We start from the raw sequence: 22,160 nt of genomic DNA, 5'->3' as shown, positions 1-22,160 counted from the left end.
TTCTCTCCTTTCAAAGCTCCGCAAAGGCCCGCAGCAGCCGCAGTCCCGCGTCCCCGGACTTCTCCGGGTGGAACTGGGCGCCCCACACATTCCCGTTCCGCACCGCGCCGGTGACGGCCACGTTTCCGTACCGGGACACGCCCAGGGTGGAAGCGCCGCAGTCCCTGGCGTAAAAGCTGTGGACGTAGTAGACGTACTCGCCGTCCCGGAAATATTTGAACAGCGGGTCGTCCCGCACAATGTCCAGGCTGTTCCAGCCCATATGGGGAACCTTCAGCGTCCTGTCCTCCAGGTCCTCCCGCAGGCTCACCACCTGCCCGGGCACCAGGCCCAGGCCGGGGTGCTCGCCGTACTCAAAGCCCCGGTCAAACAGCAGCTGCATCCCCAGGCAGATGCCAAGCAGGGGCTTGCGGGCCGCCTCCTCCCGAAGGATGGGCACCAATCCCGTGCCGTCCAGCTTCTCCCGGGCGTCTCCAAAGGCCCCCACGCCGGGGAGGATAATCTTGCCGGCGGAGCGAAGCCGCCCGGCGTCCCGGGTCACCTCCGTCTCCATCCCCAGGGCCCGCAGGCTGGAGGAAAGAGAGAACAGGTTCCCCACGCCGTAATCTACAATGGCGATCATTTACAGCACACCCTTTGTACTCGGGATCTCGTCCCGGTGCTTTTCGTCCGGGGCCGCGGCCATGCGCAGCGCCCGGCCCATGCCCTTGAACACAGCCTCCAGAATATGGTGGGTATTCTCCCCCGCCATCTGGCGGATGTGGACAGAGCTGGGACAGCAGCGCACAAAGCCCAGCCAGAACTCCTTTGCCAGCTCGGTGTCAAAGTCCCCCACCTTCTGAGCGGGCAGGTCCAACGCCCAGCCCAGGTAATCCCGGCCGCTGAGGTCCACGGCGCACAGCACCAGCGCCTCGTCCATGGGCAGCAGAAACTGTCCGTACCGGGCGATGCCCCGCTTGTCCCCCAGGGACTCCGCGAAAGCCTGCCCCAGGCAGATTCCAATATCCTCCACGCTGTGGTGGAAATCCACCTGGGTGTCCCCATGACAGGTGAGGGTGAGGTCAAAGTCCCCGTGGCGGGCAAAGAGCTCCAGCATATGGTCCAGGAACCCCACACCGGAGGAGACGGAGGATTTTCCGGCGCCGTCCAGGTCCAGCGTCAGCCGGATCTGGGTCTCCCGGGTATCCCGTTTGATGTTGGCAGTTCGCATGGCGGCGCCTCCTTACATGTCTTCCAGTATCCGGGCCAGCTCGTCCGCCAGCGCAGCCAGCTGCTCCATAGAGCCCACGGTGATGCGGACGAAGTCCCGGATGCGGTCCTTGTCGAACCAGCGGACCAGAATGCCGTTCTCCTTCAGCTGGCGGTACAGCTCCCCGCCGGAGATTTTGCCGCACCTGGCGAAGACAAAGTTGGCAGAGGAGGGCAAAACGGCAAAGCCCAGCCCCTCCAGCTCCTCCACCAGCCAGGCCCGGTTCTCCCGGATGGTCTCGCAGCAGCTTTGGAAGTACTCCTCGTCCTCCATGGCTGCGGTACCGGCAATCAGGGCGAGGCGGCCGACGTTGTAGGGGTTGAAACTGTACTTCACCCGGTTCAGCGCCTCAATCAGCGCCTCGCCGCCCAGGCCGAAGCCCACCCGCCCGCCGGCGAGCTGGCGGCTTTTCGACATCGTCTGGGTGACGAGAAGATTGTCATAGCGGAAGATCATGGGCACGCAGCTCTCGCCGCCGAAGTCCACATAGGCCTCGTCCACGATCACCACCCGGTTGGGGTCCGCCTCCAGCAGCCGCTGGATGTCCTTCCGGGGCACGGCGATGCCGGTGGGGGCGTTGGGATTGGCGATGACGATGGTGCCGGGGAAGTCCATGTAGTCGTCCACATTCAGGGTGAAGTCCTCCCGCAGGGGAATCACCTTGGCCTCCAGGCCGAACAGGGCCGCCTGGGACTGGTAGAAGCTGTATGTGACATCGGCAAAGGCCACGGGCCTGCCCGTACCGCAAAAGGCCCGAAACGCGAAGGCCAAAATCTCGTCGGAGCCGTTGCCGGAGATCACATTAGCGCTCTGGAGGCCGTAGTGGGCGGCAATGGCGGCGTTGAGCCCCGCGCAGGCGGGGTCGGAGTAGAGGTTCAGCTTCAAAAGCTCCGCCCTTGAGAGGGCCTTGAGAACCCTGCGGGAGGGCGGGAAGGGGCTCTCGTTGGTGTTCAGCTTGACATACTGCTGGTCTCGTGGCTGTTCACCAGGGGTATAGGGGGCGAGGCGGTTCGCCTCAGGGGAGAGGAAATTTTTCATGTTGAAACACCTCTTTATAAATATGGGGGCTTATTCCTTTGGAACCGTCCCACGGAGCGGGACGGGGGCTTTCGCGCCTCGGGCGCGGGACGGGGGAATCCGGCCGCGGCCCGGGGACGGGGGGGACCGCCCGTCAGGGCGAGCACCCCCTACCCCTCCCGGCGGGAGAGCGCCGACCTGGCATGCCCCTCCAGTCCCTCCCGGCGGGCAAAATCCGCAATTCTCTCCGCGCAGCCGCTCAGGGCCGCCCGGTCATAGTAGAGGAAGCTGGACCGCTTCATAAAATCATCCACCCCCAGCGGACTGGAAAACCGGGCCGTCCCGGAAGTCGGCAGGGTGTGGTTGGGCCCTGCGAAGTAGTCCCCCAGAGCCTCCGGCGTGGACCGGCCCAGAAAAATACTTCCGGCATTTTTGATCCGGGGCAGCAGGGCAAAGGGGTCGTCCACGCACAGCTCCAGATGCTCCGGGGCGATGCGGTTCACCGCCTCCACCGCCTTGTCCAGGCTGTCCGCCACGATGATCTTGCCGTTGTCCTCAATGGAACGGCGGGCGATGTCTCTTCTAGGCAGGGCCTCCAGCTGGACCTCGACCTCCGCCCGGACGGCCTCCGCCAGCGCCCGGCTGTCCGTCACCAGCACGGCGGAGGCCAGCACGTCGTGCTCCGCCTGGCTCAGCAGATCCGCCGCCGCCCATTTCGGGTCTGTCTTTCCGTCCGCCAGCACCAAAATTTCGCTGGGGCCGGCAATCATGTCAATATCCACCAGGCCAAAGACCTTCCGCTTGGCGGTGGCCACGAAGACGCCGCCGGGACCCACGATCTTGTCTACCCTCGGCACGGTCTCCGTGCCGTAGGCCAGAGCCGCCACCGCCTGGGCGCCGCCCGCCTTGAAGACGTCCGTCACCTCCGCCAGCTCCGCCGCCATCAGCGCCTCCGGGCTGACGGTCCCGTCCTTCCGGGGCGGCGTTACGATCACAATGTCCTGCACTCCGGCGATCTGCGCCGGAATGGCGTTCATCAAAATCGTGGACGGAAACGCCTCCGGGCTCCGGGGCACGCAGATGCCCACCCGCTCAATGGGCGTCCACCGCTGGCCCATGACCACGCCGGAACCCCTGGTGAGAAAAAAGTCGTTGTGCTTCTGCCGCTCATGGAACCGGCGGATATTCTCCGCCGCCTCCCGCAGGGTCTCCAGAAAACAGGGGTCCACGGCCTCCCTTGCGGCGTCGAATTCCGCCGCCGTCACCTGGAGATCCCTCAATTCCGCGCCGTCAAAGCGCCGGGTGTACTCCCGCAGGGCCGCGTCGCCCCGGCTGCGGACATCCGCCAAAATGCCGTCCACAGCGGCGGAGACGTCCTCCTCCGCCCGGATGTCCCGGTTGAGAAACTCCTCCGGGGCCAGACCGTCGAAATCCAGTATTTTCATCATGCCCCCGTCGCCTCCTTCAGCCTGCCCAGCAGGGTCTCGATCTCCCGCCGTTTGAACTGATATCCGGCCCGGTTGGCGATAAACCGGGCGGAGATGGGCATAAACTCCGTCAGCACCTTCAAATGATTCTCCTTTAAGGTGGTGCCGGTCTCCACGATGTCCACAATGACATCCGAGAGCCCCAGAAGGGGGGCCAGCTCGATGGAGCCGTTGAGCTTGATGATGTCGATGTCCCGGCCCTGGGCGGCGTAGTACGCCTTGGCGATGTTCACGAATTTTGTGGCCACCCGCAGCGTCCGGCCCGGGTCGTCCTGGAAGTCCGCCGGTCCCGCCACGCACATGCGGCACTTGCCCAGGCCGGTGTCCAGCAGCTCGTACACATCCGCGCCGGACTCCGCCAGAATATCCTTGCCCACAATGCCGACGTCTGCCGCGCCGTGCTCCACATAGATGGCCACGTCGCTGGGCTTTACCAGAAAGTAGCGGATGCCCGCCTCTTGGTTCTCCACCACCAGCCTGCGGGTGTCGCTGTAATTTTCCGGGCACCCGTAGCCCACTCCCGCCAGGAGATTGTAAACCTTGTCCCCCAGGCGGCCCTTGGGCAGGGCCACGTTCAGCATGACCCTCCCGCCGTCCTCCGGCGCGGCCTTCTCCAGCCGGTCCAGCTCGTCCAGATACAGGGCAAAGCCGATGGCCCGGGCCCCGGGGCGGAACTGCTCCGCCAGAGGGTCATACCGCCCGCCCTTCAAAACGGCCCGGGGCAGTCCGATGAGGTAGCCCTGGAGCACCAGGCCGTTGTAATACTCCATGTCGTTGGCAAGGGACAGATCCAGCCGCAGACGCTCCGTCTCCCCCTGCTCCGCCAGGGTGCGGCAGAGCTTTCGCAGCTCCCGAACGGCCCCGCCCATGGGAGCGTTCAGGGCCAGGGGCTCCGCCTCCGCCAGCACCGTCTCCCAGTCCCCCGCGAGAGAGGGCAGACGGCACAAAGCCTCCGCCCCCTGGCGGGACAGTCCCGCCGACTCCGCCGTCTTGTGCAGCTCGTGGGTGTTTCGGTCCCGAATACAGGTCAGCAGCCTGGGCCGGACGGCCTCCGGGGCTCCTACGGCGTCAAAGAGGCCGGTGACAAAGCCCATGTGGCTCAGCTCCACCACAAAATCCCGGCCCGTCAGTGCCAGGCTCTGAACCGCCAGGGACACCGCCTGAGCCGTGACGGCGTCGTCCACTGCGCCGATGCACTCCAGGCCCATCTGGCTGATCTCCCGGAAGGTGTGGCTCTCCTGGCTGGGGCGGTAGACGTTCTCGGCGTAGTAGTACCGCCCGCAGCCGCCCTCCTCCACCTGGGCGTTCTTGGCGATGGAGAGGGTCACGTCGGGCTTCAGCGCCAGCAGCCGCCCGTCCAGGTCCGTGAAGGTGATGACCTGGTCGCTGGCGAGAAACCGGCGGTTCTCCTGGTACAGTCCGTACTCCTCAAACCGGCCCATGTGGTACTGCCGAAAGCCCGCCCGCTCAAACAGCAGCCGGGTCTGCAGCGAGACCTGCTCCTGGGGCCGGAGCATATTCAGATCCAATTCCATGGGGACGTTCCTCCTTGGAGGCGGGGAGATCCCGCCCGTCTTGTCACGGCCTATTGTACTTCAATATATTAGCAAAGTAAAGCGGTAATTCGCTAATACGATAAATTCTCTGATTTATCCAAATATCAGAAAGAGAAAGAGGCCGGATACAGGGATTTTACACCCAACATCCGGCCTTTGCAACTGTGGATTCTATTTTCGGCACACCTGTCACTTAAAGATTTTTGTAGGGGCCGCCGAGGACGGCGGCTCCTACGAACGTTTGCCGATAGAAGGTCGTAGGGGCGATTATCAATCGCCCCTCCTCCGCGAATGCCGGATTGCCGTATTTTCTCCTCCCGGCGTCACACATCGATCAGGATCTTTTTGCAGGACTCACAGTAAAACGCCTCCGCCCTGGACTGCGAGAGCGCGTTTTTCGCCACGATGACTCTGTTCCACGAGGGGCCATCCAGCGGCCACCACGTGATGCCGCGCCTTCCGTCCCCCGTGAGCTCCTCCTTTTGCATCCCCTGCTGACAGTATGGACAGATCATAAAATCCTCCTTCTCATGCGCTTCCCGCGCTATCCCTCCAAGGCGATGGTACAGCGCCAGGAGAGGGAATTGTCCGCCTTGGCCTCATCCGTCGGGAACGCCGTTGCCAAGTCCCCGTTGACGTAAAAGTTCCGGCTCTCCACCTCCCAGGTGACGACGGCGCCGTTTCCCCGGAGGGTGAAGCCGTTTTCCCAGTCCGCGTCCACCAGGCCGCTGATCAGGCCCTTTCTGGCGGAGGCCCAGAGGGGGGCGTCCGCCCGGGACCAGGCCAGGGCGGTGGCCGCCGTGGCGATGTCGTTGACGGGGAGATAGATCCACTCCTCCGTGTTCTCCAGGGACCGCTCCCAGGTGACGGCCCGCACCGCCCCATCCTCCAGGGTGTACTGAAAGTCGTGGTCCCGGCGCCAGCTGGCGCCCGTGTATGTCACAGTGACCCCCGGCGGGTCCGGGGCCCTCTTCCACCCGCCCGTCTCGTCCAGGATCCAGACGGGGGACTGGTCGATATAGGCGGCCTGGCGGTTGTAGTTCTCGGCGAACTCCGCCACCGTCAGGGGCCCCCGGTTGGGGGGCAGCTGGGAATAGCTGTTGGCCGCCTCGGCGCACGCCAGCACCAGCACTGACGCCAGGACAAAGCCGGCAGCGTGCCGCAAAGGCCGAAACGGGGCGGCCGTATAGGCGGTGTCCGTGTCCCAGGGCTGGGGCTCGTCGTTCCAGCATCGGTTGGCGGTGCGAAACATCTGAATCCAGGACCAGATGGGAATAAACGCGCCCCTGCCGTACCACAGCAGCAGCAGGTGCCGGGTGAAGCCCTCGGAGTACGTCAGCTTCTCCCCGTCCCGCCCGGTAATCCGCAGTCCCAGCAGGGCCTTGCCGGGGGTGGTGCCGAAAAGGCGCAGCAGCAGCGGCTCCAAAAACAGCCAGATCACATGGACGGCGATCTGGAGCGCCAGTCCGCTGGCGAGGGCGGGGTTGTGCCCCGTCAGGGCAGCGGCCGCCAGCAGCAGCAACAGCAGTCCGTATTCGTCAAAGAGCCTGGCCAGCAGCCGCCGGGTAAGGCCGGTATACACCGGCAGGGCGTCGGTCTCCGGCAGAGCCGGGGCGGGCGGGGCCTTCCACCACACCTGCCCATCGGCGGGGGGCAGGGCCGGGGCGTCCAGGGCCGCGAGGTAGGTCCCCGGGTCCAGCGTCTCAAAGACCGCTCCGGACCGCCGCAGCTCCCCGCAGACCTGCTCCACCCGCTCCAGGGTCCCCCGCTCCCCGGCAAGCTCCGCCAGGCGGCGGTCCAGGGCCTCGGAGAGGCTCCGGGAGCCCCGCCGGAGCTCTTTCAGCTCCTCCACGGAAACGCCCAGCCGCCGCAGCAGCTTGATCTTCTCCAGAACCGCCAAGTCCGCCTCGCTGTAATCCCGGTAGCCGTTCCTGGCCCGGGCAGGGGTCAGCAGCCCCTCCGACTCGTAGTAGCGGATGTTCGCCCGGGGCACGCCGGAGCGGGCCTCCATCTCCTTACTGGTCATATCACCGCCTCCTTTTGCCCCCAGTGTAAACTATCAAGTAACTTCCATGTCAAGTTTTTTTGAGTATTTCAGCGCTTTTGGGCGGAAAATTCCGCCGCCTCCCAAATCCAGCCCATGAGCTCCCCATCGATCTCCTCCGCCGAGCCAATGACAATATGGTGGGTCCAGCGGCCCGGGTAGGGCTCCGAGGCGGCGTCCACCCGGAGGGAGTCCAGCCGGCGGCCCAGTCCTACGGTGACGGTGAGATAGGGATTGGGCCGCAGAGCCGCCCGCCGGGCAGGCAGCAGGGAGGCGAAGGCGAAATTCCGCCTATTGGAAAAGGAGATCTGTGTCTTTTGGACCCGGACGCGGGTATCCGGAAGCTCCGCCAAAATCCGCTCCTCCAGGGCCAGGTACAGCGGCAGGGAGAGGGGACTGTCCCGGAAGAAAAAGGGGGTGTCGGGGCTGGTGGGCTGATCAGTTCTTTTCATAGGGATTGTGCTCCTTTCCTTTTCTCCTTTGCGCTTCCTCTTTGCATTTCTTTTGGGCTGTGCCGGCGCGGAGCCTTACGGCCCGCTCCTGGGCTCCGCCCAGACCCGCCAGGGCTCTGCCCTGGACCCGCCGCCCTTTGAAAAGGGCGGCCCCAAACTTTATCAGTCCTTCGCGGTAAATACCCTTCTTCCCGCGCTCCACACCGCCCGGACTGCGCCGGGCTGCCGGACGTACAGGCACCGCTCCAGCCGCTCCTCCGGCGTCAGGGGATGGGGCTGGAGGAGCTTGCCGTCGTCCAGCGCCAGGGCGTGGAGCTCATTGCCCGGGGCGAAGCCGGGCCGCTCCCCAAAGAAGGCCGCCCCGGCGGAAGTGGCCAGGTACCACGCCTCCGCCGCGGTCAGAAAGTCCGTCTCCCAGCTGTCCATGACCCGCCGGGCCTTGGAGGCCCGGATGGCGGAGGCCGCCGCGTCCAGCATGCTCAGCGTGTCGCCGCCGGCCACGTCGGTGCCCAGGGCCACCTTCACCCCCTCCCGCAGCATCACCCGCACCGGGGCCGCGCCGGAGCAGAGGTTCTGGTTGGAGTCCGGGCAGTGGACGGCGGTGACCCCGGCGTCCTTCATGGCCTGCCGCTCCCACCCGTCGCACCAAACGCAGTGGGCCATCACCGTGCGCTCGTTCCACAGTCCGTACTTGGCGTAGGTCTCCCAGTACTGGCCGCAGTCCGGGTGCAGCCGGCGCACCCAGGCCCCCTCCGCCGTGTTCTCCGACAGGTGGGACTGAATGGGCAGATCCCGCTCCGCCGCCAGTCTGCCCAGAAAGGCCATCAGCTCATCCGTACAGGAGGGGGTGAACCGCGGCGTCGCCATGGGGCGGATATGCCGGAAGTCCCGGCACTCCTCCAGCCACCGCAGCGTCTCCGCCATGGACTCCTCCGTGGTCTCCTGGAGATTGGGTCCGCCGTTGCGGTCCATGTTCACCTTGCCCACGTACCCGGTGACCCCGGCCCGCTCCAGCTCCTCCATCAAAATGAGAGTGGCCTGGCGGTGGAGGGAGGAGAACATGCACACCCGGGTGGTGCCGCCCGCGATGAGGTCCCGGGCCAGCCGCCGGTAGACCTCCCGGGCGTAGTCCGGGTCGGCGAACCGGGCCTCCGTGGGAAAGGCGTATGTGTTCAGCCAGTCCAGCAGGGGCAGGTCCATGCCCATGCCCATCATAGGGTACTGGGGGGCGTGGAGGTGCAGGTCCGCCGGGGCCTGGAGGATCAGCGCGTCCCCAAAGTCCTCTGCATGCGCCCCGGCGTACCGCTCCGGCAGGACGGGGAACACCCCGGTGATCCTTCCCTCCTCCGCAATGAGATACCCCCGCTCCGTCACGTCCAGCTTCCCCAGGGCCGGGGCGGAGACGACGGTGCCTTTTAAGATCGTCAAAGCCATGGTAACACCTCTTTCATAATTTAGGCCTGTTCACATAAGGCGGATGCGCGCAAACATTTTACCGCAAGCGCTCCGAGCAGAAAGAAAAGCGCCTCTCCGGCAGGGCGCCCCCTGCGGAAAGACACTCATAGCAGAGCCTTGGGCGGCCCGGTAGAAACTTTCGCGCCATCACAGCGAAATTATATGAGCTGTTTACTTTTCTCTGGTCAATCTCAGTATACCACGCGCCGGGCCAAAGCGCAAGTCCCAAGACTCTCAGGGAGGTGTCCGGCCGCGCATCCTCTCGTCCGCGATTTCACTTTGCGGCTGCGGCTTTGCAGGGGCGGACTCCGTCCCCGCCCGTTTTCCCGAAAACGCCGGGTTTCCGGCGGACGGCCCGCCGTTTGTGCGACTGCGCCCCGTCTCCCAGTTATCAGCGATTTGGAATTCCGCTGTCAATCCTTTCTACCGGCCCATCCGCTCCCGTTTGAAAAAACATATGCGCTTTTCAAACAGAGCCTCCCGGCTCCAAAGCCCATCTCCGGACTGCAATGCCGGCGGCGAGCGGGGATGCTCTCCAGCTCCCGCAGAGGTTCGGAGCGGGAAAATACAGCCCGGCGGCCAATGGCCGCCGGGCTGTATTTTCCGCAAACCCGCGGACGCCGCATTCCGCCGGATCGATCCGGACCCGCGGCAGGGCCATTGCATCTTCGCGCTGCCTGCGCCCAGGCATGTCCCGGTTGCCCGATCTCCCTTATGACCGCACCGCCGGTTGGTCTTGTCTGTCAAACGGAGAACAAGCTCTCCTTCTGGCCCTTTCGGTCACTGCCGCTCTCGATCCGCTTCCATCAGCAGCTTCAAACCCTCCACCGCCACGCGGACGGAGGCGGAGGTGTCCTCGCTCATCCTCTGGTCCAGCCCGGCGGCCTCCCGCTCCTGGTTCCAGATCACGTGGAAGCAGGACGCGGCCCGGCAGTGAAGCGCCGCCGCGATGACGAACAGCGCCGCGGACTCCATCTCGCTGGCCTTGACGCCCAGCCGCTTCCAGCTCTCCCATTTGGCTTTCAGCTCGTAGGAGACGGGGGAGGCGCCGGGGCTGTGCTGGCCGTAGAAGCTGTCCTTGCACTGGACCACCCCCAGGTGGACCGGCAGGCCCATCGCCTCCGCCGCCCGGGCCAGGCATCCGGTGGCCTCATAGTCCGGCACCGCCGGGAACTCGATGGGAGCGTACTCCAGGCTGGTGTGCTCGTACCGGATAGCCCCTGTGGCCACCACGATGTCCCCGGCCTGAACGCTGAGGTCGATGCCGCCGCAGGTGCCGGAGCGGAGGAAGGTGTCCGCGCCGCACTTGTGGAGCTCCTCCACCGCAATGGCCGTGGAGGGCCCGCCGATGCCGGTGGAGCAGGCAGTGACCTTCTCCCCCAGCAGTGTGCCGGTCCAGACGTTGTACTCCCGGTTGTACGCCACCTGTCTGGCGTCGTCAAACAGGGCGGCGATGGCGGGCACACGGCCCGGGTCCCCCGCCAGGATGCAGTACCTGCCCACGTCCCCGGGGACGCAGTTGATGTGGAATTGACGTTCCAGTTCTTGCATAATGGTCACCTCACGATTGAATTTTTGAAGCTGCGCCAACCGGCGGAAGCGAGCGGATCGGCGGGGAAATTTTTGTCCGGCCGGGAAGAAACACGCAGGAATCCCGGTGGATTTCAAGCTTTTCCGGCACAGTCCGGACGAAAAATTTTCCGCCGGGATGCCCGCCTTTGCCGAGTGGTGCGGCTTCTTGGAGCGGCTCCCGGAAATAAAGGCGCCGCTCTATATCAGGGGCCATTTGAAAAATGATAAAACGGCGGCCTGGCGCGTCTTTTTCCGCTGAGACTGCGCCGCTTTTTCATAAAATCCGTCATTCCGCCGATTTTCAAGCAGCTCCTGGAGAAGCATTGTCAAGGGCGGATTTCGCCAGGCAAAATCCCCCTGCAGCCCGGAAAAACGACCAAGGGAAGCGTTCACCCATATGGATTTTCCTCCTCCAAAAGCCAGGGCAGACGCCACTCCAGATTCAGCTGGAGCCCTGGCTGCGGGAAGTCCTCCGGCAGGAGGTGGCACTCCGGGCTGAAGGCCGCCTCCACGCCCTCCGCCAGGGTCAGCCACTCCCCGCAAAGACGGCCGGGCAGCGGCCCGCCTGCCGCCAGCTCCCCGATCAGGTGATACCAGCAGCCATAGAGGCAGCTCCCCCCGTCCGCATGGTCCACGCAGACCTCCGCCGGCTTCTCCGGGTCCAGCCCCAGAGCGGCAAAGAAGTCCGCCACAGCGGGCGGCAGGGTTTTGACCGCCAGGGCAAAATTCCGGCACCCGGCGCACGCGCAGGTAACCCAGGGCAGGGGGCGGGCGGCGTAGTAATCTCCGGTCCCCTCCGCATCCGCCGAAAGACGGTAGGGGCCGATTTGAAATTCCGGCATATGTCCCTCTTTTCCCGTATAAAAGCGGCAGATCCTCCCGGGATGTACGCTCACGCTCAAAGCCTGTATTCACAGCCCGCGCTCAAGGGCGGTGCACGCCGCCCAGGCTCTCGTAAAAATCCAGCGTCTTAAAGTCCCGCTCCAGCTGGGCAAACAAAAAGAGGGCGGCCGCTTTGGACAGGCGCCGGAGGGCGTCCGGGGAGAGCCGGAAGGAATACAGCCGCTTGGCATCTCCGTATACGATATGCCGCAGGGCCGCCAGAGACTCCCGGCAGAGGGGGCTGACCACGCCGCCGTGCGTACAGCGCCTGCACCGCAGCGTGCCCAGGGCCGCGTTCAGCATCGGCTCCTCCGGGTCCGTCCTGCCGCAGCCCTCGCAGGCGTCCGCCAGGGGTTCGTACCCCGCCAGGCACAGCAGCTTTATCTCGAAGGCCGGCTTGACCAGCTCCGGCGGCTTTTTCAGCGCGGACAGGGCGTACAGCCCGTTCAGCAGATGCCGCAGCAGCTCCGGCGCGGGCTCCTCCGGCATGGTGACGCACTCCGTCAGCTCCGCCATGTAGAACCCCAGAGCCAGGGCCCTCAGGTCCTTCCGCAGACCCTCAAAGAGCTCCAGCGTGGCGCCCTCGTCGGCATAGTACCAGTCCTTCCGCCGGTACAAGGTCCACTCCGACCAGGCCAGAGACTGGGCGGCGGCGGCAAATTTGCAGTTTTTCCGCCGGGCCCCCCGGGCGATGACGGAGATCTTGCCCTGTTCCGCCGTGAGCAGGGTGAGGATCTTGTCTGTCTCCTTCGTCTCCGTCTCCCGCAGGACAAGGCCCCGTATGACGATGTGGGGCGTTCCCGCCAAGGCGCTCCCCTCCTATGTACGGGGAATTTCTCCCCGGTGATTACGGCTTGTCTTCCGCTCTGTCCTCGATGGACCGGTAGAGCATGTAGGCCAGCGGCTCCCCGGTCATGCAGAACAGCTCCCACAGCGGAGCGGGCTCCATTTGATTCAGCATCGCGCAGACCTCCTTTATGGAAATAGTCTGCGAAAAGGCGCGAAAACTATGGCTGGAAATGTCCGGTCAATCTGGAATCAAAAAATTCTCGGATTTGAAATTGGTGTAATACCGGCCCCTTTTTGCCGTGAATTTCAGCACGCAGCTCTCCGCGCCCTCCAGCACCTCCACAGTGCCGGAGAGGCAGACGCCCCGGTAAAAGTCGGGAGCGAGCAGATAGAGGCTGGCCCTGGGCTCCTGCCGGAAGCCGGCGGCCTTCTGGGGGGAGGCGGTCAGATAGAAGACGCGGATTCCCTCCCGCTCCCGGAGCGCCGCCGTGGCGCGGATGGTGGGAGTGGGTTCGTCGTCCGCCTCCTCCAAATAGGCGAGGAAGGCCAGATCAGCCTTGTCGGCGATTTTGCCGATCATCTTTTCCAGGTTCCGCAAATCTCCCGCCCCTCCTCTCCGGCGCCGATACGCGCCGGCCGCCCTGCCCAAAAGGCCGGCCAAACTGTGAAACGCCGCGCCCAGACGGCGTCGACCGGTGGTGAATTCAGGTTTTCAGTCCTCCCGGTAGCCCAGGCTGCGGACGTAGTTCACATTGTCTCTCCAGTTCTCCTTGACCTTCACCCAGGTCTCCAGGTAGATTTTGGCGCCCATAAACCGCTCCATATCGTGCCGGGCCATGGAGCTGATCTTTTTCAGCATGGCCCCCTGCTTGCCGATGATGATGCCCTTGTGGCTGGACTTCTCGCAGTAGATGGTGGCCTCCACATCGATGACGCCGGAGTCCCGCTCGGAAAACCTGGTGATCTCCACGGCGGTGCCGTGGGGGATCTCCTTGTCCAGGCACAGCAGAAGCTTCTCCCGCAGCAGCTCCCCCATGACCTGCCGCTCCGGCTGGTCGCTGGTCTGGCCGTCGGGGAAGAGCTGGGGGCCCTCGGCGGCGTACTTTTGCAGCTCCGCCATCAGCTCGTCCAGGCCGCCGCCGGTGCGGGCGGAGATGGGGATGATGGCGTCAAAGCCGTCCCAGACCTCGCTGTAGGCGGCGATCACCGGCAGCAGCTCCGCCGGCTCCACGGTGTCGATCTTGTTGATGCACAGGATGCAGGGAATCCTCTCCTCCCGGATGCGCTCGATCAGGGCCCGCTCCGGCCCGCCCGCGTGGGGAATGGGCTCCACCAGCAAGAGGGCGCAGTCCACGTCGCTGAGGCTGGCGGTGATGACCTTGACCATATAGTCCCCCAGGGCGGATTTGGGCCGGTGGAGACCCGGGGTGTCCAGCAGGATAAACTGGGTGTCCCCCCGGTTCACCACGCCGTAGATGCGGTTCCGGGTGGTCTGGGCCTTGTTGGAGACGATGGCCACTTTCTCCCCCACCAGGGCGTTGGTGAGGCTGGACTTGCCCACGTTGGGCCGGCCGCAGACTGTGACCATAGCCACGTTTTTGATCTCATTCATTCAGGTGATCCTCAACTTTCTTGATTGTTAAGCAATTTATCTTTGACAGGAACTGCGCCTATCGCTCCAGATAGATCATCAGCGCCGCGATGTCCGCCGGGGACACGCCGGAGATCCGGGACGCCTGCCCCAGGTCCAGGGGCCGCACCGCCGCCAGCTTCTCCCGGGCCTCCAGACGAAGTCCCTGAATGGCGCTGTAATCCAGACCGGGGGGCAGCTTGTGGGACTCCATCTTCCGGAATTCCTCCACCTGCCGCTGCTGGCGCTGGATGTAGCCCTCGTATTTGACCGAGATCTCCACCTGCTCCCGCACGTCCGGCGGCAGGTCCGGCCGGCCGGGGTCGAAGGGGGCCAGCTCCTCATAGTGCACCTGGGGCCGCCGCAGCAGGGCGATGAGGGAGCAGCCGTCGGCGGCGTCGCCGGTCCCCCGCTCCGCCAAAAAGGCGGACAGCGCCGGGGAGGGCGCCACGCCGGTGTGGGTCAGCCGTCTGATCTCCGCCTCCACCGCCGCGTACTTCTCCTCCACGGCCCGGAGGCGTTCCTCCGATACAAGGCCGATCTCATGGCCCCGCTTTGTCAGCCGCAGGTCGGCGTTGTCCTGCCGCAGGAGAAGCCGGTACTCGCTGCGGGAGGTCATGATGCGGTAGGGCTCCTCGGTGCCCTTGGTCACCAGGTCGTCGATCAGGGTCCCAATATAGGCCTCCGACCGGGAGAGGACGAAGGGGGACTGTCCCCGGAGCTTCCGGACGGCGTTGACCCCGGCGCAAAAGCCCTGGACCGCCGCCTCCTCGTACCCGGAGGAGCCGTTGAACTGCCCCGCGCCGTACAGCCCCGGCAGGGCCTTGACCTCCAGGGTGGGGGCCAGGGCCAGGGGGTCGATGCAGTCGTACTCGATGGCGTAGGCGGGCCGGGTGATGACGGCCCGGCGGAGCCCCGGCACGCTGCGGAGCATCCGGACCTGCACCTCCTCCGGCATGGAGGAGGAGAAGCCCTGGATGTACAGCTCCTCCGTGTCCAGCCCCATGGGCTCCACGAACAGCTGGTGGCGGAGCTTGTCCGGAAAGCGGACGATCTTGGTCTCAAAGGAGGGGCAGTACCGGGGCCCCACGCCCTCGATGAGGCCGGAGTACATGGGGGCCCGGTCCAGGTTTTCCCGGACGATCCGCCTGGTCTCCTCCGTGGTCCAGGTGAGCCAGCACACCGCCTTGTTCTCCGGCGGGCTTGCTGTGGAGTAGGAGAAGGGCACCGGCAGACGGTCCCCGGGCTGAAGCTCCATCTCGTCAAAGTCCACGGTGCCCGCGTGTACCCGGGGCGGGGTGCCGGTCTTGAACCGCCGCAGGGGCAGGCCCAGCTTTTTCAAAGAGTCCGTCAGCCGGGCGGCGGCGTGCATCCCGTCGGGGCCGGAGTCCTCCACCCACTCGCCCACGACGGTGCGGCCGGAGAGGTAGGTCCCGGTGGCCAGAATGACGGCCTTTGCCTCAAACACGGCCCCGGTGGCCAGAACGACGGCGGAAACCGCGCCGTTTTCGGCGCGGATCTCCGTGACCTCGCCCTGGCGGACGGTGAGGTGTTTCTGCCGCTCCAGGGCGCGCTTCATATAGCCCTGATAGCGCCGCCGGTCGGCCTGGGCCCGGAGGGACCAGACGGCGGGGCCCTTGCCCCTGTTCAGCAGCCGGTACTGGATGCAGCAGCGGTCCGCGGCCCGGGCCATCTCGCCCCCCAGTGCGTCCAGCTCCCGGACCAAATGGCCCTTGCCGGTACCGCCGACGGCGGGGTTGCAGGGCATGTTGCCGACGGCGTCCAGGTTGATCGTGAAAACGATGGTTTCCGCCCCCAGGCGGGCGGCGGCCAGGGCGGCCTCTATGCCGGCGTGGCCTGCGCCGATGACGGCGACATCGAATTTTTCTGCTAGAAATTCCTGCATAGGTGCTCCTTGAACGGTCTCCCTGGCAGGGAGACCGGGGATTTCGCGCCTCGGGCACGGGACGGGGGGTGTACCGCCCTTCGGGCGGAGGTGGTTTTTACTCGCCCTGACGGGCGGGGGGATTTCAGCCATGATGATGGCTGGGCAATGCACCCCGCCCGTCAGGGCGAGCACTTACTCCGGCTTACGCCGGTGAGCATACCGGTCCTCGGTCCGCCCCATGAGCCAGTCCACTGAGACATCATAATACTCTGCAATCTTGAAAATACTGCTGTACCTGGGCTCAGAGCCCAACTCTATATTTTGGTATCCACGCATGGAAAGGCCTGCTTCTGCCGCAACAGCAGTTTGACTAATCCCTTTTTCGTTTCGCAGCATTCGTATTTTTTCAGCAAACATAATTTACCCCTTGACATTTTCAAAATTGCGTACCACAATGTGTATTATACATAATCGTGTACAAAATTGGGAGGCTGTGTTATGAACGACATTCCCGAAGTTGTGGAGCAACTTTATTACAACTGGGTCACCATTCCGGCCCCGGAAGACTGGGCCGGGTACATCGGAAAAAACCCCGTGCTCGCACAGGGCCTCTATTCCTTTTATCAGGGCCTGTGCCTGGGCATGAACCTCTCCGACGCCCGCAGGGGCTGGGCGCCCCTGCCGATCCAGGACTTCCTAAGATGACCGCAGCGTCACCACCGCCACCTCCGGGCGGTTGAACAGCCGGAACGTGGGCCCGGAATTCCCCAGGCCCCGGGTGACGAACAGCGCCGAGCCGTTCTCCTCATAGAGCCCCGCCGTGTAGGACGGGAAAAACGTCCGCTCCACGGACAAAAGCCCGTCCGTAAAGGGCAGGCGGATGATGCCGCCATGGCCGTGGCCCGAGAGCACCAGGTCCGTCCCCAGCAGGCTGTACCGCTCCGCAAACTCGTTGTTCCGGTGGGCCAGCAGCATCCAGAAGGGATCGCCCTGGGCGGCGTAGATCTCCGCCGCCACCTGCTCCGGCGTCTTCTGGTCGGCGTAGCCGTTGGGATCGTCGATTCCCGCCAGAACCACCGTGTCCCCGTTGCGCTCCAGGGTGACAAACTCGTTGGTCAGCACCCGGGCCCCGCTGGCCGCCAGACGCTTTTTCAGCTCCGGCACATCGCCGATGGCCCACTCGTGGTTGCCCGTCACATAGTACAGCGGCGCAATGGCCGAGAGGCCTTGGGCAGCCTCCTCTGCGTAGCCCTCCCTGGGACCCCGGTGCCGGTCCTCCAGATCCCCCAGATAAAAGATATAATCCGGCGCGGCCGCCGCCACGGCGGCGAACAGGTCCGCATTCCCCGGGCCGAACCTCGCGCCGTGAAGGTCGCTGAGCACTGCCAGCCAACAGCCGTCAAAGCCCTCCGGCAGTCCGGCGAAGACCGGCTCAAAATAGGTCACCTGCAAGGCCGTGTTGTCCCAGCGGACAAACAGCGCCGCCAGTATTACCGCCGCCAGAGTACACATCGTCCTCAGCGGGCGGCACTTTTTGGGACGGTCCGCCATAGCCGCTCCGCCTCCTCCATCATCTATCATCGCCGGAATGCGGCGCCAACAAAGCGGCGCACGGCCGGTTACGTAAGCAGGTAGTTGTTCTCCCGGTTCGCCGTCTGCAGCGCCTTCAGCTTATATGTGGCAAATCCCTCTGTGACAAGCGGCTCCGCCTTGCAGAGCTCCTCCGCCTCCTCATAGCTTCCGGCCCGCAGAACATACATTCCCGCAACGCCGGGGAAGCCCTTGAAGGCCCCGCCCAGCTCCAGGTGTCCGTCATCGTCCAGCTTTTTCAAATTGGCGACGTGCCGCTCCACCGCGGCTTTGGTAAGCCTGTTGTACATTTTGGTCTTTTCGATCAGCATTACATACAGCCAGTCCTTCATTTGCCTCTCCTCTCAGCAAAAAAATATTGTTTTTCCGTTTCAGCGGCGCCGCAAACCGGCCTTTTGGGCTATTATAGCACAACGGGCTGTGTGATTGCGAGAGAAAAAATACACAAAGAAACGGCAGGCCCTATGGAGAAATCGTACTCTCCAGGCGCGCCCGCAGCGCAGCATTCCGGCATCCCCCAAAATAAGAGGTCGGCCTTTGGTAATTCTACCACAAATTGTGCTTGCAATCTGGAAAAAACGTGTTATAATTTATATATCTTCAAAACAAAGAAAGGAGAGAATTGATATGAAAGACATTAAGTACCCGGTATATGGCGATGTGGACGACCTGATTTTCGTAGGCGAAACCTGGTCCGAGAGTGAGCGGTAAAAATCCGTGAAACCACGCCGGAGCTGGCGTGGGTTTTTTTATCCGCGGATTATATGGACGTTTGGGTGAGACACCCGTTTACGATAGATCGTTTTCCGGTTCCCCTCCAAAATGCGCCAATCCCAAGCCGCGGGCCTCTGGCTCGCGGCCTCTTTCATCCCCGGCGAATCCTTCTGAACAAGGTCAACGCGCCCAGGCGGCGGCCTCTTCCGCCAAAAAGGGCGGAATACGACGGGAATCCCGGCAGATCGCAGGGTAAAAAAGCAGATATGCAAATATTTTCCTTGACATTCGCGCCGTTTCCTGTATAATAATAAAGCTCGTATTTTGCGGGCATATCCTTGCTCCCGTCGTGGAACGGGGGCCATTTGTCCAAAAGGAGGTGCAAACATGGCAAAGGTTACTGCCAATTACGAGGTCGTGTATATCGTCGACCCTGCACAGGGGGAGGAGAGCATCGCCGCGATGGTGGCGAAGTTCAAGGCCCTGGCTGAGCAGCACGGCTCCGCCGTTGAGGTGGAGGAGTGGGGCGCCCGGAAACTGGCCTATCCCATCAACTACAAGAACGACGGCTACTATGTGCTGATGACGTTCACCAGCGGCCCCGAGTTCCCCAAGGAGCTGGACCGCGTCCTCGGCATTACCGAAGGCGTCATGCGCTCCATGATCGTCTGCAAGGGCGAATAAGGAGGCACATATGCTCAACAGGATTGTCCTCATGGGCCGTCTGACCCGTGACCCTGAGCTGCGCCGGACCCAGAGCGGCACCGCCGTCACGTCCTTCTCCATCGCCTGCGACCGGGACTTCAAGTCCCAGAGCGGTGAGAAGGAGACGGATTTCATCGACATCGTGGCTTGGCGGGGCACCGCGGAATTTGTCAGCAAGTACTTCGCCAAGGGCCGCATGGCCATTGTGGAGGGCCGCCTGCAGATCCGCGACTGGACCGACAACAACGGCGGCAAGCGCAGAAGCGCCGAGGTAATCGCCGACAACATCTACTTTGGAGATTCCAAGCGGGACAGCGCGCCGGGCGACTACGGCGCCCCTCCCGCCTACGGAGCGCCTGTCGGCCGCGGAACCCCCGCGCCTATGGAGAGCCGCTCCGACTTCGCCGAAATCGGCGAGGAGGACGGCGAGCTGCCGTTCTGATACGGATCTCAGATAAAGCGCTTTCGTTTTCTCTGAGACGGAACCCCCTGTGAACGGTTCCCGTTTTGCGCCGCTTCGGCGCGAAGCGCGTCTCATAAGGATTCAGCGCGTCTATGACGCCGCAAAAGCCTTTTCACGCTTTTGAATGAATTCTTAGAATGACCCGGCCTCCCGCTCTTTCCGGAGCGGGGACCGCCGACTATGAAATAAGGAGGAAGCACTATGGCTTTCGATCGTGAAGCAAGACCCGCCCGCCCCATGCGGGGCAAGCGCCGCAAGGTCTGCCAGTTCTGCGCTGAGAAGTGCGAGAGCATCGATTACAAGGATGCCGCCAAGCTGCGCCGGTTCACCTCCGAGCGCGCCAAGATCCTGCCCCGCAGGACCACCGGCACCTGCGCCATGCACCAGCGCCAGCTGACTGAGGCCATCAAGCGGGCCCGTCAGATCGCTCTGCTGCCCTACGTCACCGACTGAGGGAACGGCGAATCCCCGGCAAACAGATCATAAGCAGCGCCCCCTGACGCAGGAAAACGGAAGTACTGTGTCAGGGGGCATTCATATGATGAGACACTCTCCGGCGGCATCTTTTCCGACTGCGCCGGACGGACAGCGGCGCCGCCAGGATTTGGCGGCGCCGCTGATTGTTTCACGCTCTTCCCGCCGGTCTCACCCGATCTCCTCCTCCGGCAGGACGATAATGGGGGGATTCATCCCCGGGTCCTCCACCGGAGGCTCTATCACCACTCCGGGGTCCGTGACCTCCGGCAGATCCACTACAAAGCCGCCGGGGTCCGGGTTCACCGCCGGGACGGAGGGCTCCGCCTCCGGTCCCCGCAGGATCACCCGGTTGCGGACCTTGTAGTCACTGGTGGCCTCGTACTCGCTGGAGATCAGTGTGCCGTCTGCGGCGTAGACATTGCGGTAGGTCCGCCCCTTGTAGCCGGTGTAGGGCGTGACCTTCACCACCTCCTGGCCCGGGGCCAGGGTGGGATCGTCCTCGTAGACCACCTCAAAGGGGGTGGAGGAGAGCTCCTCGTAGGTCATCTTCACATAGGTGCCGTCCACGTTGGTGCCCAGCAGGCGCACCGTGAGATAGCCCTTTTCGTAAACGGTCTCGATCTTGATGGGATAGTCCGTGTTATTGGTGAACTTGTAGTCCGGCCCCCCCCAGGACACCGTGGCGTCCATGCCCTTGCCGATGTAGGCGGGGACGTACCGGTGGGCGTACCGCTCCGTAATCTCCAGGTTGGCCCGGAGGCAGGCTAAGTACAGCGTGGAGGAGGGCTGGCACACGCCGCCGCCGATCTCGTCCACCGTCTCGCCCTGCACATAGGCCGGCGCGGGCCGGTAGCCCTTGGCCGCCGTCCGCTGGCCCACGGTCTCGTTGTAGGAGAACATGTCGCCGGTGTTGAGCACCACGCCGTTGAAGGCCGCGGAGGCCAGCTTCACATTGGAGATCCGGGCCGCCGTGCCGGATACGTGGGTCCGGGCCTCACCCAGCACGTCCCGGAACAGCAGCTCCTCCAGGTCCTCCGCCGTGACGGCGGGGAGCTGGATGTCCGCGTTGATGCGCACGGTGGAGCCGGGCTCCGCCGCGTCCATGGCCGCCTGGGCGGCAGGGATGTCAAAATCCGCCCCCACCTGCTCGGGGGTGACGGTGTCGGTCTCCGCGTCATACCCGGCGTTTTTCACCTCGCCGCTGACAGCGTCGTGGATGTCCTGGGCGGTGAGGACCTCTGTGGGGGAGAGAATCTCCCGGGGGAGGGCAATGGTGAGGCTGCTGTTCCAGGCGCGGTCCTCCAGCGCGGAGCGCAGCGCGTCGGCGTCCAGGGACTGGCCGTCTTGGGGAATCCGCACCAGAAGGGCGTCCTCCTCCACGCTGTAAGCGGTGTTCGCCGCCGGCCAGGAGAGACTGTCCGCCACACGCTCCGCGGTCTTTGCCGTCTTCTCCGGGTCCAGGGTGATGGCGTCCGGTTTGTTGAAAGAGTGGGCCTCCTCCCGGGAGAGGTAGCGGTATCCGGCGGTGAGGAAGGACTGGGACCGCTGGGTCTGGTCCGCGAACTCCACCAGGGCGGCGGCGTCCACCTCCGCTCCCAGATCGCCGAGGGGGATCTGAGCGCCCATGCCGGAGTCTGCGCCGACGGAGTAGTTCTCCGGCGCGTCCGGCGGGGTGGTGTCGTCGAGAAGCAGGATCTGGATGGCCATGTCCGGCAGGGCGGCCTCCAGCTTCTGAACGGCCTGGTCCCGGGTGAGACCGCCGATGTCCTGCTCCAGCACATGGGTGTTGCTCCAGATTGTGTCGCTGTTGACCGCGTAGCCGCACAGGCCCAGATAGGCCCCGCCGGCGATCACCGCCGTCAATCCCAGGGCGGCCAACAGCGGCCCGCCGATCCCGCCGCTCTTTTTCAGCCGGGTTCCCCCGGCCCGCTTCTCCGCGGCTTCGTTGATCTGTTCCATGAAGCCCCTCCTGTCGCTCGTTCCTTTTGAAAAAGCGCCGCACACAACCGGCCCTTTTCTGCCACGATGTATTGTAACACATTCTCAATGAAAAAAAGGTTACAATCCAGTAACAATAAAAGGAAAGTGAGAGAGGAAAAAGAAATATTCTGCCGAAAATGTTCTGCCGAAGCGGCGGGCTCTTCCGCCCTGCGAAAAAACGGCGGCAGTTTGAAAATGTGGGCGGCGGAG

The 22,160-nt window shown here is 64.1% G+C and carries 24 protein-coding genes and 1 riboswitch; of the genes, 5 read left to right on the top strand and 19 right to left on the bottom strand.

Going from position 1 to position 22,160, the window contains the following annotated elements:
* Window positions 1–10 precede the first annotated feature (10 nt).
* The 10 genes from hisH to udp form a co-directional block, all read right to left on the bottom strand.
* Window positions 11–622: an imidazole glycerol phosphate synthase subunit HisH gene (hisH, locus tag C816_RS10020; protein ID WP_016322284.1), complete on the bottom strand. Its 612-nt coding sequence runs from the start codon at window positions 620–622 to the stop codon at window positions 11–13.
* Window positions 623–1,210, bottom strand: coding sequence for an imidazoleglycerol-phosphate dehydratase HisB (gene hisB, locus C816_RS10015; protein ID WP_016322283.1), 588 nt, complete (start codon window positions 1,208–1,210; stop codon window positions 623–625). It lies immediately after the preceding gene.
* A 12-nt stretch (window positions 1,211–1,222) separates the two neighbouring features.
* Window positions 1,223–2,287, bottom strand: a complete 1,065-nt coding sequence (gene hisC / locus C816_RS10010) for a histidinol-phosphate transaminase (protein WP_016322282.1) — start codon at window positions 2,285–2,287, stop codon at window positions 1,223–1,225.
* 149 nt (window positions 2,288–2,436) lie between these two features.
* Entirely contained in the window at window positions 2,437–3,714 is a 1,278-nt protein-coding gene (gene hisD / locus C816_RS10005) for a histidinol dehydrogenase (RefSeq protein WP_016322281.1), read from the bottom strand.
* Window positions 3,711–5,288, bottom strand: coding sequence for an ATP phosphoribosyltransferase (hisG, locus tag C816_RS10000; RefSeq protein ID WP_016322280.1), 1,578 nt, complete (start codon window positions 5,286–5,288; stop codon window positions 3,711–3,713). Before hisG ends, hisD begins: the two co-directional genes overlap by 4 nt.
* 344 nt (window positions 5,289–5,632) lie before the next feature.
* Complete coding sequence (locus C816_RS09995) at window positions 5,633–5,824, bottom strand: PF20097 family protein (protein ID WP_016322279.1); 192 nt, start codon at window positions 5,822–5,824, stop codon at window positions 5,633–5,635.
* A 29-nt stretch (window positions 5,825–5,853) separates the two neighbouring features.
* The gene (locus C816_RS21785; RefSeq protein WP_016322278.1) at window positions 5,854–7,335 is read right to left on the bottom strand and encodes a MerR family transcriptional regulator; all 1,482 of its coding nucleotides are present in this window, start codon (window positions 7,333–7,335) and stop codon (window positions 5,854–5,856) included.
* Between the two features lie 68 nt (window positions 7,336–7,403).
* Entirely contained in the window at window positions 7,404–7,805 is a 402-nt protein-coding gene (locus tag C816_RS09985; protein ID WP_016322277.1) for a DUF5655 domain-containing protein, read from the bottom strand.
* A 162-nt stretch (window positions 7,806–7,967) separates the two neighbouring features.
* Complete coding sequence (locus C816_RS09980) at window positions 7,968–9,239, bottom strand: amidohydrolase family protein (RefSeq protein ID WP_016322276.1); 1,272 nt, start codon at window positions 9,237–9,239, stop codon at window positions 7,968–7,970.
* A gap of 108 nt (window positions 9,240–9,347) precedes the next feature.
* A riboswitch (purine riboswitch) is annotated at window positions 9,348–9,446 on the bottom strand.
* 594 nt (window positions 9,447–10,040) lie between these two features.
* On the bottom strand, window positions 10,041–10,811 hold the full coding sequence (gene udp, locus C816_RS09975) for a uridine phosphorylase (RefSeq protein ID WP_016322275.1): 771 nt from the start codon (window positions 10,809–10,811) through the stop codon (window positions 10,041–10,043).
* Here udp and C816_RS23645 point away from each other — a divergent pair.
* On the top strand, window positions 10,785–11,057 hold the full coding sequence (locus C816_RS23645; protein ID WP_155978968.1) for a hypothetical protein: 273 nt from the start codon (window positions 10,785–10,787) through the stop codon (window positions 11,055–11,057). The genes udp and C816_RS23645 overlap by 27 nt on opposite strands.
* Before the next feature lie 164 nt (window positions 11,058–11,221).
* Here the strand turns inward: C816_RS23645 and C816_RS09970 are convergent, their stop codons facing one another.
* From C816_RS09970 to C816_RS25610, 6 genes are all read right to left on the bottom strand, one after another.
* Window positions 11,222–11,674, bottom strand: coding sequence for a hypothetical protein (locus C816_RS09970; protein ID WP_016322274.1), 453 nt, complete (start codon window positions 11,672–11,674; stop codon window positions 11,222–11,224).
* 82 nt (window positions 11,675–11,756) lie between these two features.
* Window positions 11,757–12,521 carry a DNA repair protein RecO gene (gene recO / locus C816_RS09965; protein WP_016322273.1) on the bottom strand — a complete coding sequence of 255 codons (765 nt, stop codon included), beginning with the start codon at window positions 12,519–12,521 and terminating at the stop codon, window positions 11,757–11,759.
* Between the two features lie 220 nt (window positions 12,522–12,741).
* The gene (locus C816_RS09960; protein WP_016322271.1) at window positions 12,742–13,101 is read right to left on the bottom strand and encodes a pyridoxamine 5'-phosphate oxidase family protein; all 360 of its coding nucleotides are present in this window, start codon (window positions 13,099–13,101) and stop codon (window positions 12,742–12,744) included.
* A 114-nt stretch (window positions 13,102–13,215) separates the two neighbouring features.
* Window positions 13,216–14,115: a GTPase Era gene (era, locus tag C816_RS09955; protein ID WP_016322270.1), complete on the bottom strand. Its 900-nt coding sequence runs from the start codon at window positions 14,113–14,115 to the stop codon at window positions 13,216–13,218.
* 58 nt (window positions 14,116–14,173) lie between these two features.
* Window positions 14,174–16,039: a tRNA uridine-5-carboxymethylaminomethyl(34) synthesis enzyme MnmG gene (gene mnmG, locus C816_RS09950; protein WP_016322269.1), complete on the bottom strand. Its 1,866-nt coding sequence runs from the start codon at window positions 16,037–16,039 to the stop codon at window positions 14,174–14,176.
* Between the two features lie 174 nt (window positions 16,040–16,213).
* Window positions 16,214–16,438 carry a helix-turn-helix domain-containing protein gene (locus tag C816_RS25610; protein WP_040655171.1) on the bottom strand — a complete coding sequence of 75 codons (225 nt, stop codon included), beginning with the start codon at window positions 16,436–16,438 and terminating at the stop codon, window positions 16,214–16,216.
* A gap of 81 nt (window positions 16,439–16,519) precedes the next feature.
* Between C816_RS25610 and C816_RS09940 the strand changes: the two genes are divergently transcribed.
* A complete protein-coding gene (locus tag C816_RS09940) occupies window positions 16,520–16,726 on the top strand; it encodes a hypothetical protein (protein WP_016322267.1) in 207 nt (68 codons plus the stop codon).
* On the opposite strand, the gene C816_RS09935 is transcribed toward C816_RS09940, so the two are convergent.
* A complete protein-coding gene (locus C816_RS09935) occupies window positions 16,718–17,572 on the bottom strand; it encodes a metallophosphoesterase (protein WP_016322266.1) in 855 nt (284 codons plus the stop codon). The two genes, C816_RS09940 and C816_RS09935, sit on opposite strands and share 9 nt — an antisense overlap.
* Before the next feature lie 68 nt (window positions 17,573–17,640).
* The gene (locus C816_RS09930; RefSeq protein WP_016322265.1) at window positions 17,641–17,943 is read right to left on the bottom strand and encodes a YciI family protein; all 303 of its coding nucleotides are present in this window, start codon (window positions 17,941–17,943) and stop codon (window positions 17,641–17,643) included.
* 769 nt (window positions 17,944–18,712) lie between these two features.
* On the opposite strand from C816_RS09930, the gene rpsF reads away from it, so the two are divergent.
* The 3 genes from rpsF (at window position 18,713) to rpsR (ending at window position 19,946) form a co-directional block, all read left to right on the top strand.
* Window positions 18,713–19,009: a 30S ribosomal protein S6 gene (gene rpsF, locus C816_RS09925; RefSeq protein ID WP_016322264.1), complete on the top strand. Its 297-nt coding sequence runs from the start codon at window positions 18,713–18,715 to the stop codon at window positions 19,007–19,009.
* A gap of 10 nt (window positions 19,010–19,019) precedes the next feature.
* Window positions 19,020–19,472 carry a single-stranded DNA-binding protein gene (locus C816_RS09920; protein WP_016322263.1) on the top strand — a complete coding sequence of 151 codons (453 nt, stop codon included), beginning with the start codon at window positions 19,020–19,022 and terminating at the stop codon, window positions 19,470–19,472.
* A 222-nt stretch (window positions 19,473–19,694) separates the two neighbouring features.
* Window positions 19,695–19,946, top strand: a complete 252-nt coding sequence (gene rpsR, locus C816_RS09915) for a 30S ribosomal protein S18 (protein WP_016322262.1) — start codon at window positions 19,695–19,697, stop codon at window positions 19,944–19,946.
* A gap of 192 nt (window positions 19,947–20,138) precedes the next feature.
* On the opposite strand, the gene C816_RS21780 is transcribed toward rpsR, so the two are convergent.
* Window positions 20,139–21,929: a VanW family protein gene (locus C816_RS21780; RefSeq protein WP_016322261.1), complete on the bottom strand. Its 1,791-nt coding sequence runs from the start codon at window positions 21,927–21,929 to the stop codon at window positions 20,139–20,141.
* Window positions 21,930–22,160: the final 231 nt, after the last annotated feature.

It is taken from the genome of Oscillibacter sp. 1-3 (assembly GCF_000403435.2).
Classification (GTDB): Bacteria; Bacillota; Clostridia; order Oscillospirales; family Oscillospiraceae; genus Oscillibacter.
Note: the sequence above shows the minus strand (reverse complement) of the source record. Positions and strands in the feature narration are given on the sequence as shown.

Bases quoted from the DNA above. Each gene is read 5' to 3' on its own strand.
- hisH (WP_016322284.1), bottom strand. From the start codon at position 622: ATGATCGCCATTGTAGATTACGGCGTGGGGAACCTGTTCTCTCTTTCC.
- hisB (WP_016322283.1), bottom strand. From the start codon at position 1,210: ATGCGAACTGCCAACATCAAACGGGATACCCGGGAGACCCAGATCCGG.
- hisC (WP_016322282.1), bottom strand. From the start codon at position 2,287: ATGAAAAATTTCCTCTCCCCTGAGGCGAACCGCCTCGCCCCCTATACC.
- hisD (WP_016322281.1), bottom strand. From the start codon at position 3,714: ATGATGAAAATACTGGATTTCGACGGTCTGGCCCCGGAGGAGTTTCTC.
- hisG (WP_016322280.1), bottom strand. From the start codon at position 5,288: ATGGAATTGGATCTGAATATGCTCCGGCCCCAGGAGCAGGTCTCGCTG.
- C816_RS09995 (WP_016322279.1), bottom strand. From the start codon at position 5,824: ATGATCTGTCCATACTGTCAGCAGGGGATGCAAAAGGAGGAGCTCACG.
- C816_RS21785 (WP_016322278.1), bottom strand. From the start codon at position 7,335: ATGACCAGTAAGGAGATGGAGGCCCGCTCCGGCGTGCCCCGGGCGAAC.
- C816_RS09985 (WP_016322277.1), bottom strand. From the start codon at position 7,805: ATGAAAAGAACTGATCAGCCCACCAGCCCCGACACCCCCTTTTTCTTC.
- C816_RS09980 (WP_016322276.1), bottom strand. From the start codon at position 9,239: ATGGCTTTGACGATCTTAAAAGGCACCGTCGTCTCCGCCCCGGCCCTG.
- udp (WP_016322275.1), bottom strand. From the start codon at position 10,811: ATGCAAGAACTGGAACGTCAATTCCACATCAACTGCGTCCCCGGGGAC.
- C816_RS09970 (WP_016322274.1), bottom strand. From the start codon at position 11,674: ATGCCGGAATTTCAAATCGGCCCCTACCGTCTTTCGGCGGATGCGGAG.
- era (WP_016322270.1), bottom strand. From the start codon at position 14,115: ATGAATGAGATCAAAAACGTGGCTATGGTCACAGTCTGCGGCCGGCCC.
- mnmG (WP_016322269.1), bottom strand. From the start codon at position 16,039: ATGCAGGAATTTCTAGCAGAAAAATTCGATGTCGCCGTCATCGGCGCA.
- C816_RS25610 (WP_040655171.1), bottom strand. From the start codon at position 16,438: ATGTTTGCTGAAAAAATACGAATGCTGCGAAACGAAAAAGGGATTAGT.
- C816_RS09940 (WP_016322267.1), top strand. From the start codon at position 16,520: ATGAACGACATTCCCGAAGTTGTGGAGCAACTTTATTACAACTGGGTC.
- C816_RS09935 (WP_016322266.1), bottom strand. From the start codon at position 17,572: ATGGCGGACCGTCCCAAAAAGTGCCGCCCGCTGAGGACGATGTGTACT.
- C816_RS09930 (WP_016322265.1), bottom strand. From the start codon at position 17,943: ATGAAGGACTGGCTGTATGTAATGCTGATCGAAAAGACCAAAATGTAC.
- rpsF (WP_016322264.1), top strand. From the start codon at position 18,713: ATGGCAAAGGTTACTGCCAATTACGAGGTCGTGTATATCGTCGACCCT.
- C816_RS09920 (WP_016322263.1), top strand. From the start codon at position 19,020: ATGCTCAACAGGATTGTCCTCATGGGCCGTCTGACCCGTGACCCTGAG.
- rpsR (WP_016322262.1), top strand. From the start codon at position 19,695: ATGGCTTTCGATCGTGAAGCAAGACCCGCCCGCCCCATGCGGGGCAAG.
- C816_RS21780 (WP_016322261.1), bottom strand. From the start codon at position 21,929: ATGGAACAGATCAACGAAGCCGCGGAGAAGCGGGCCGGGGGAACCCGG.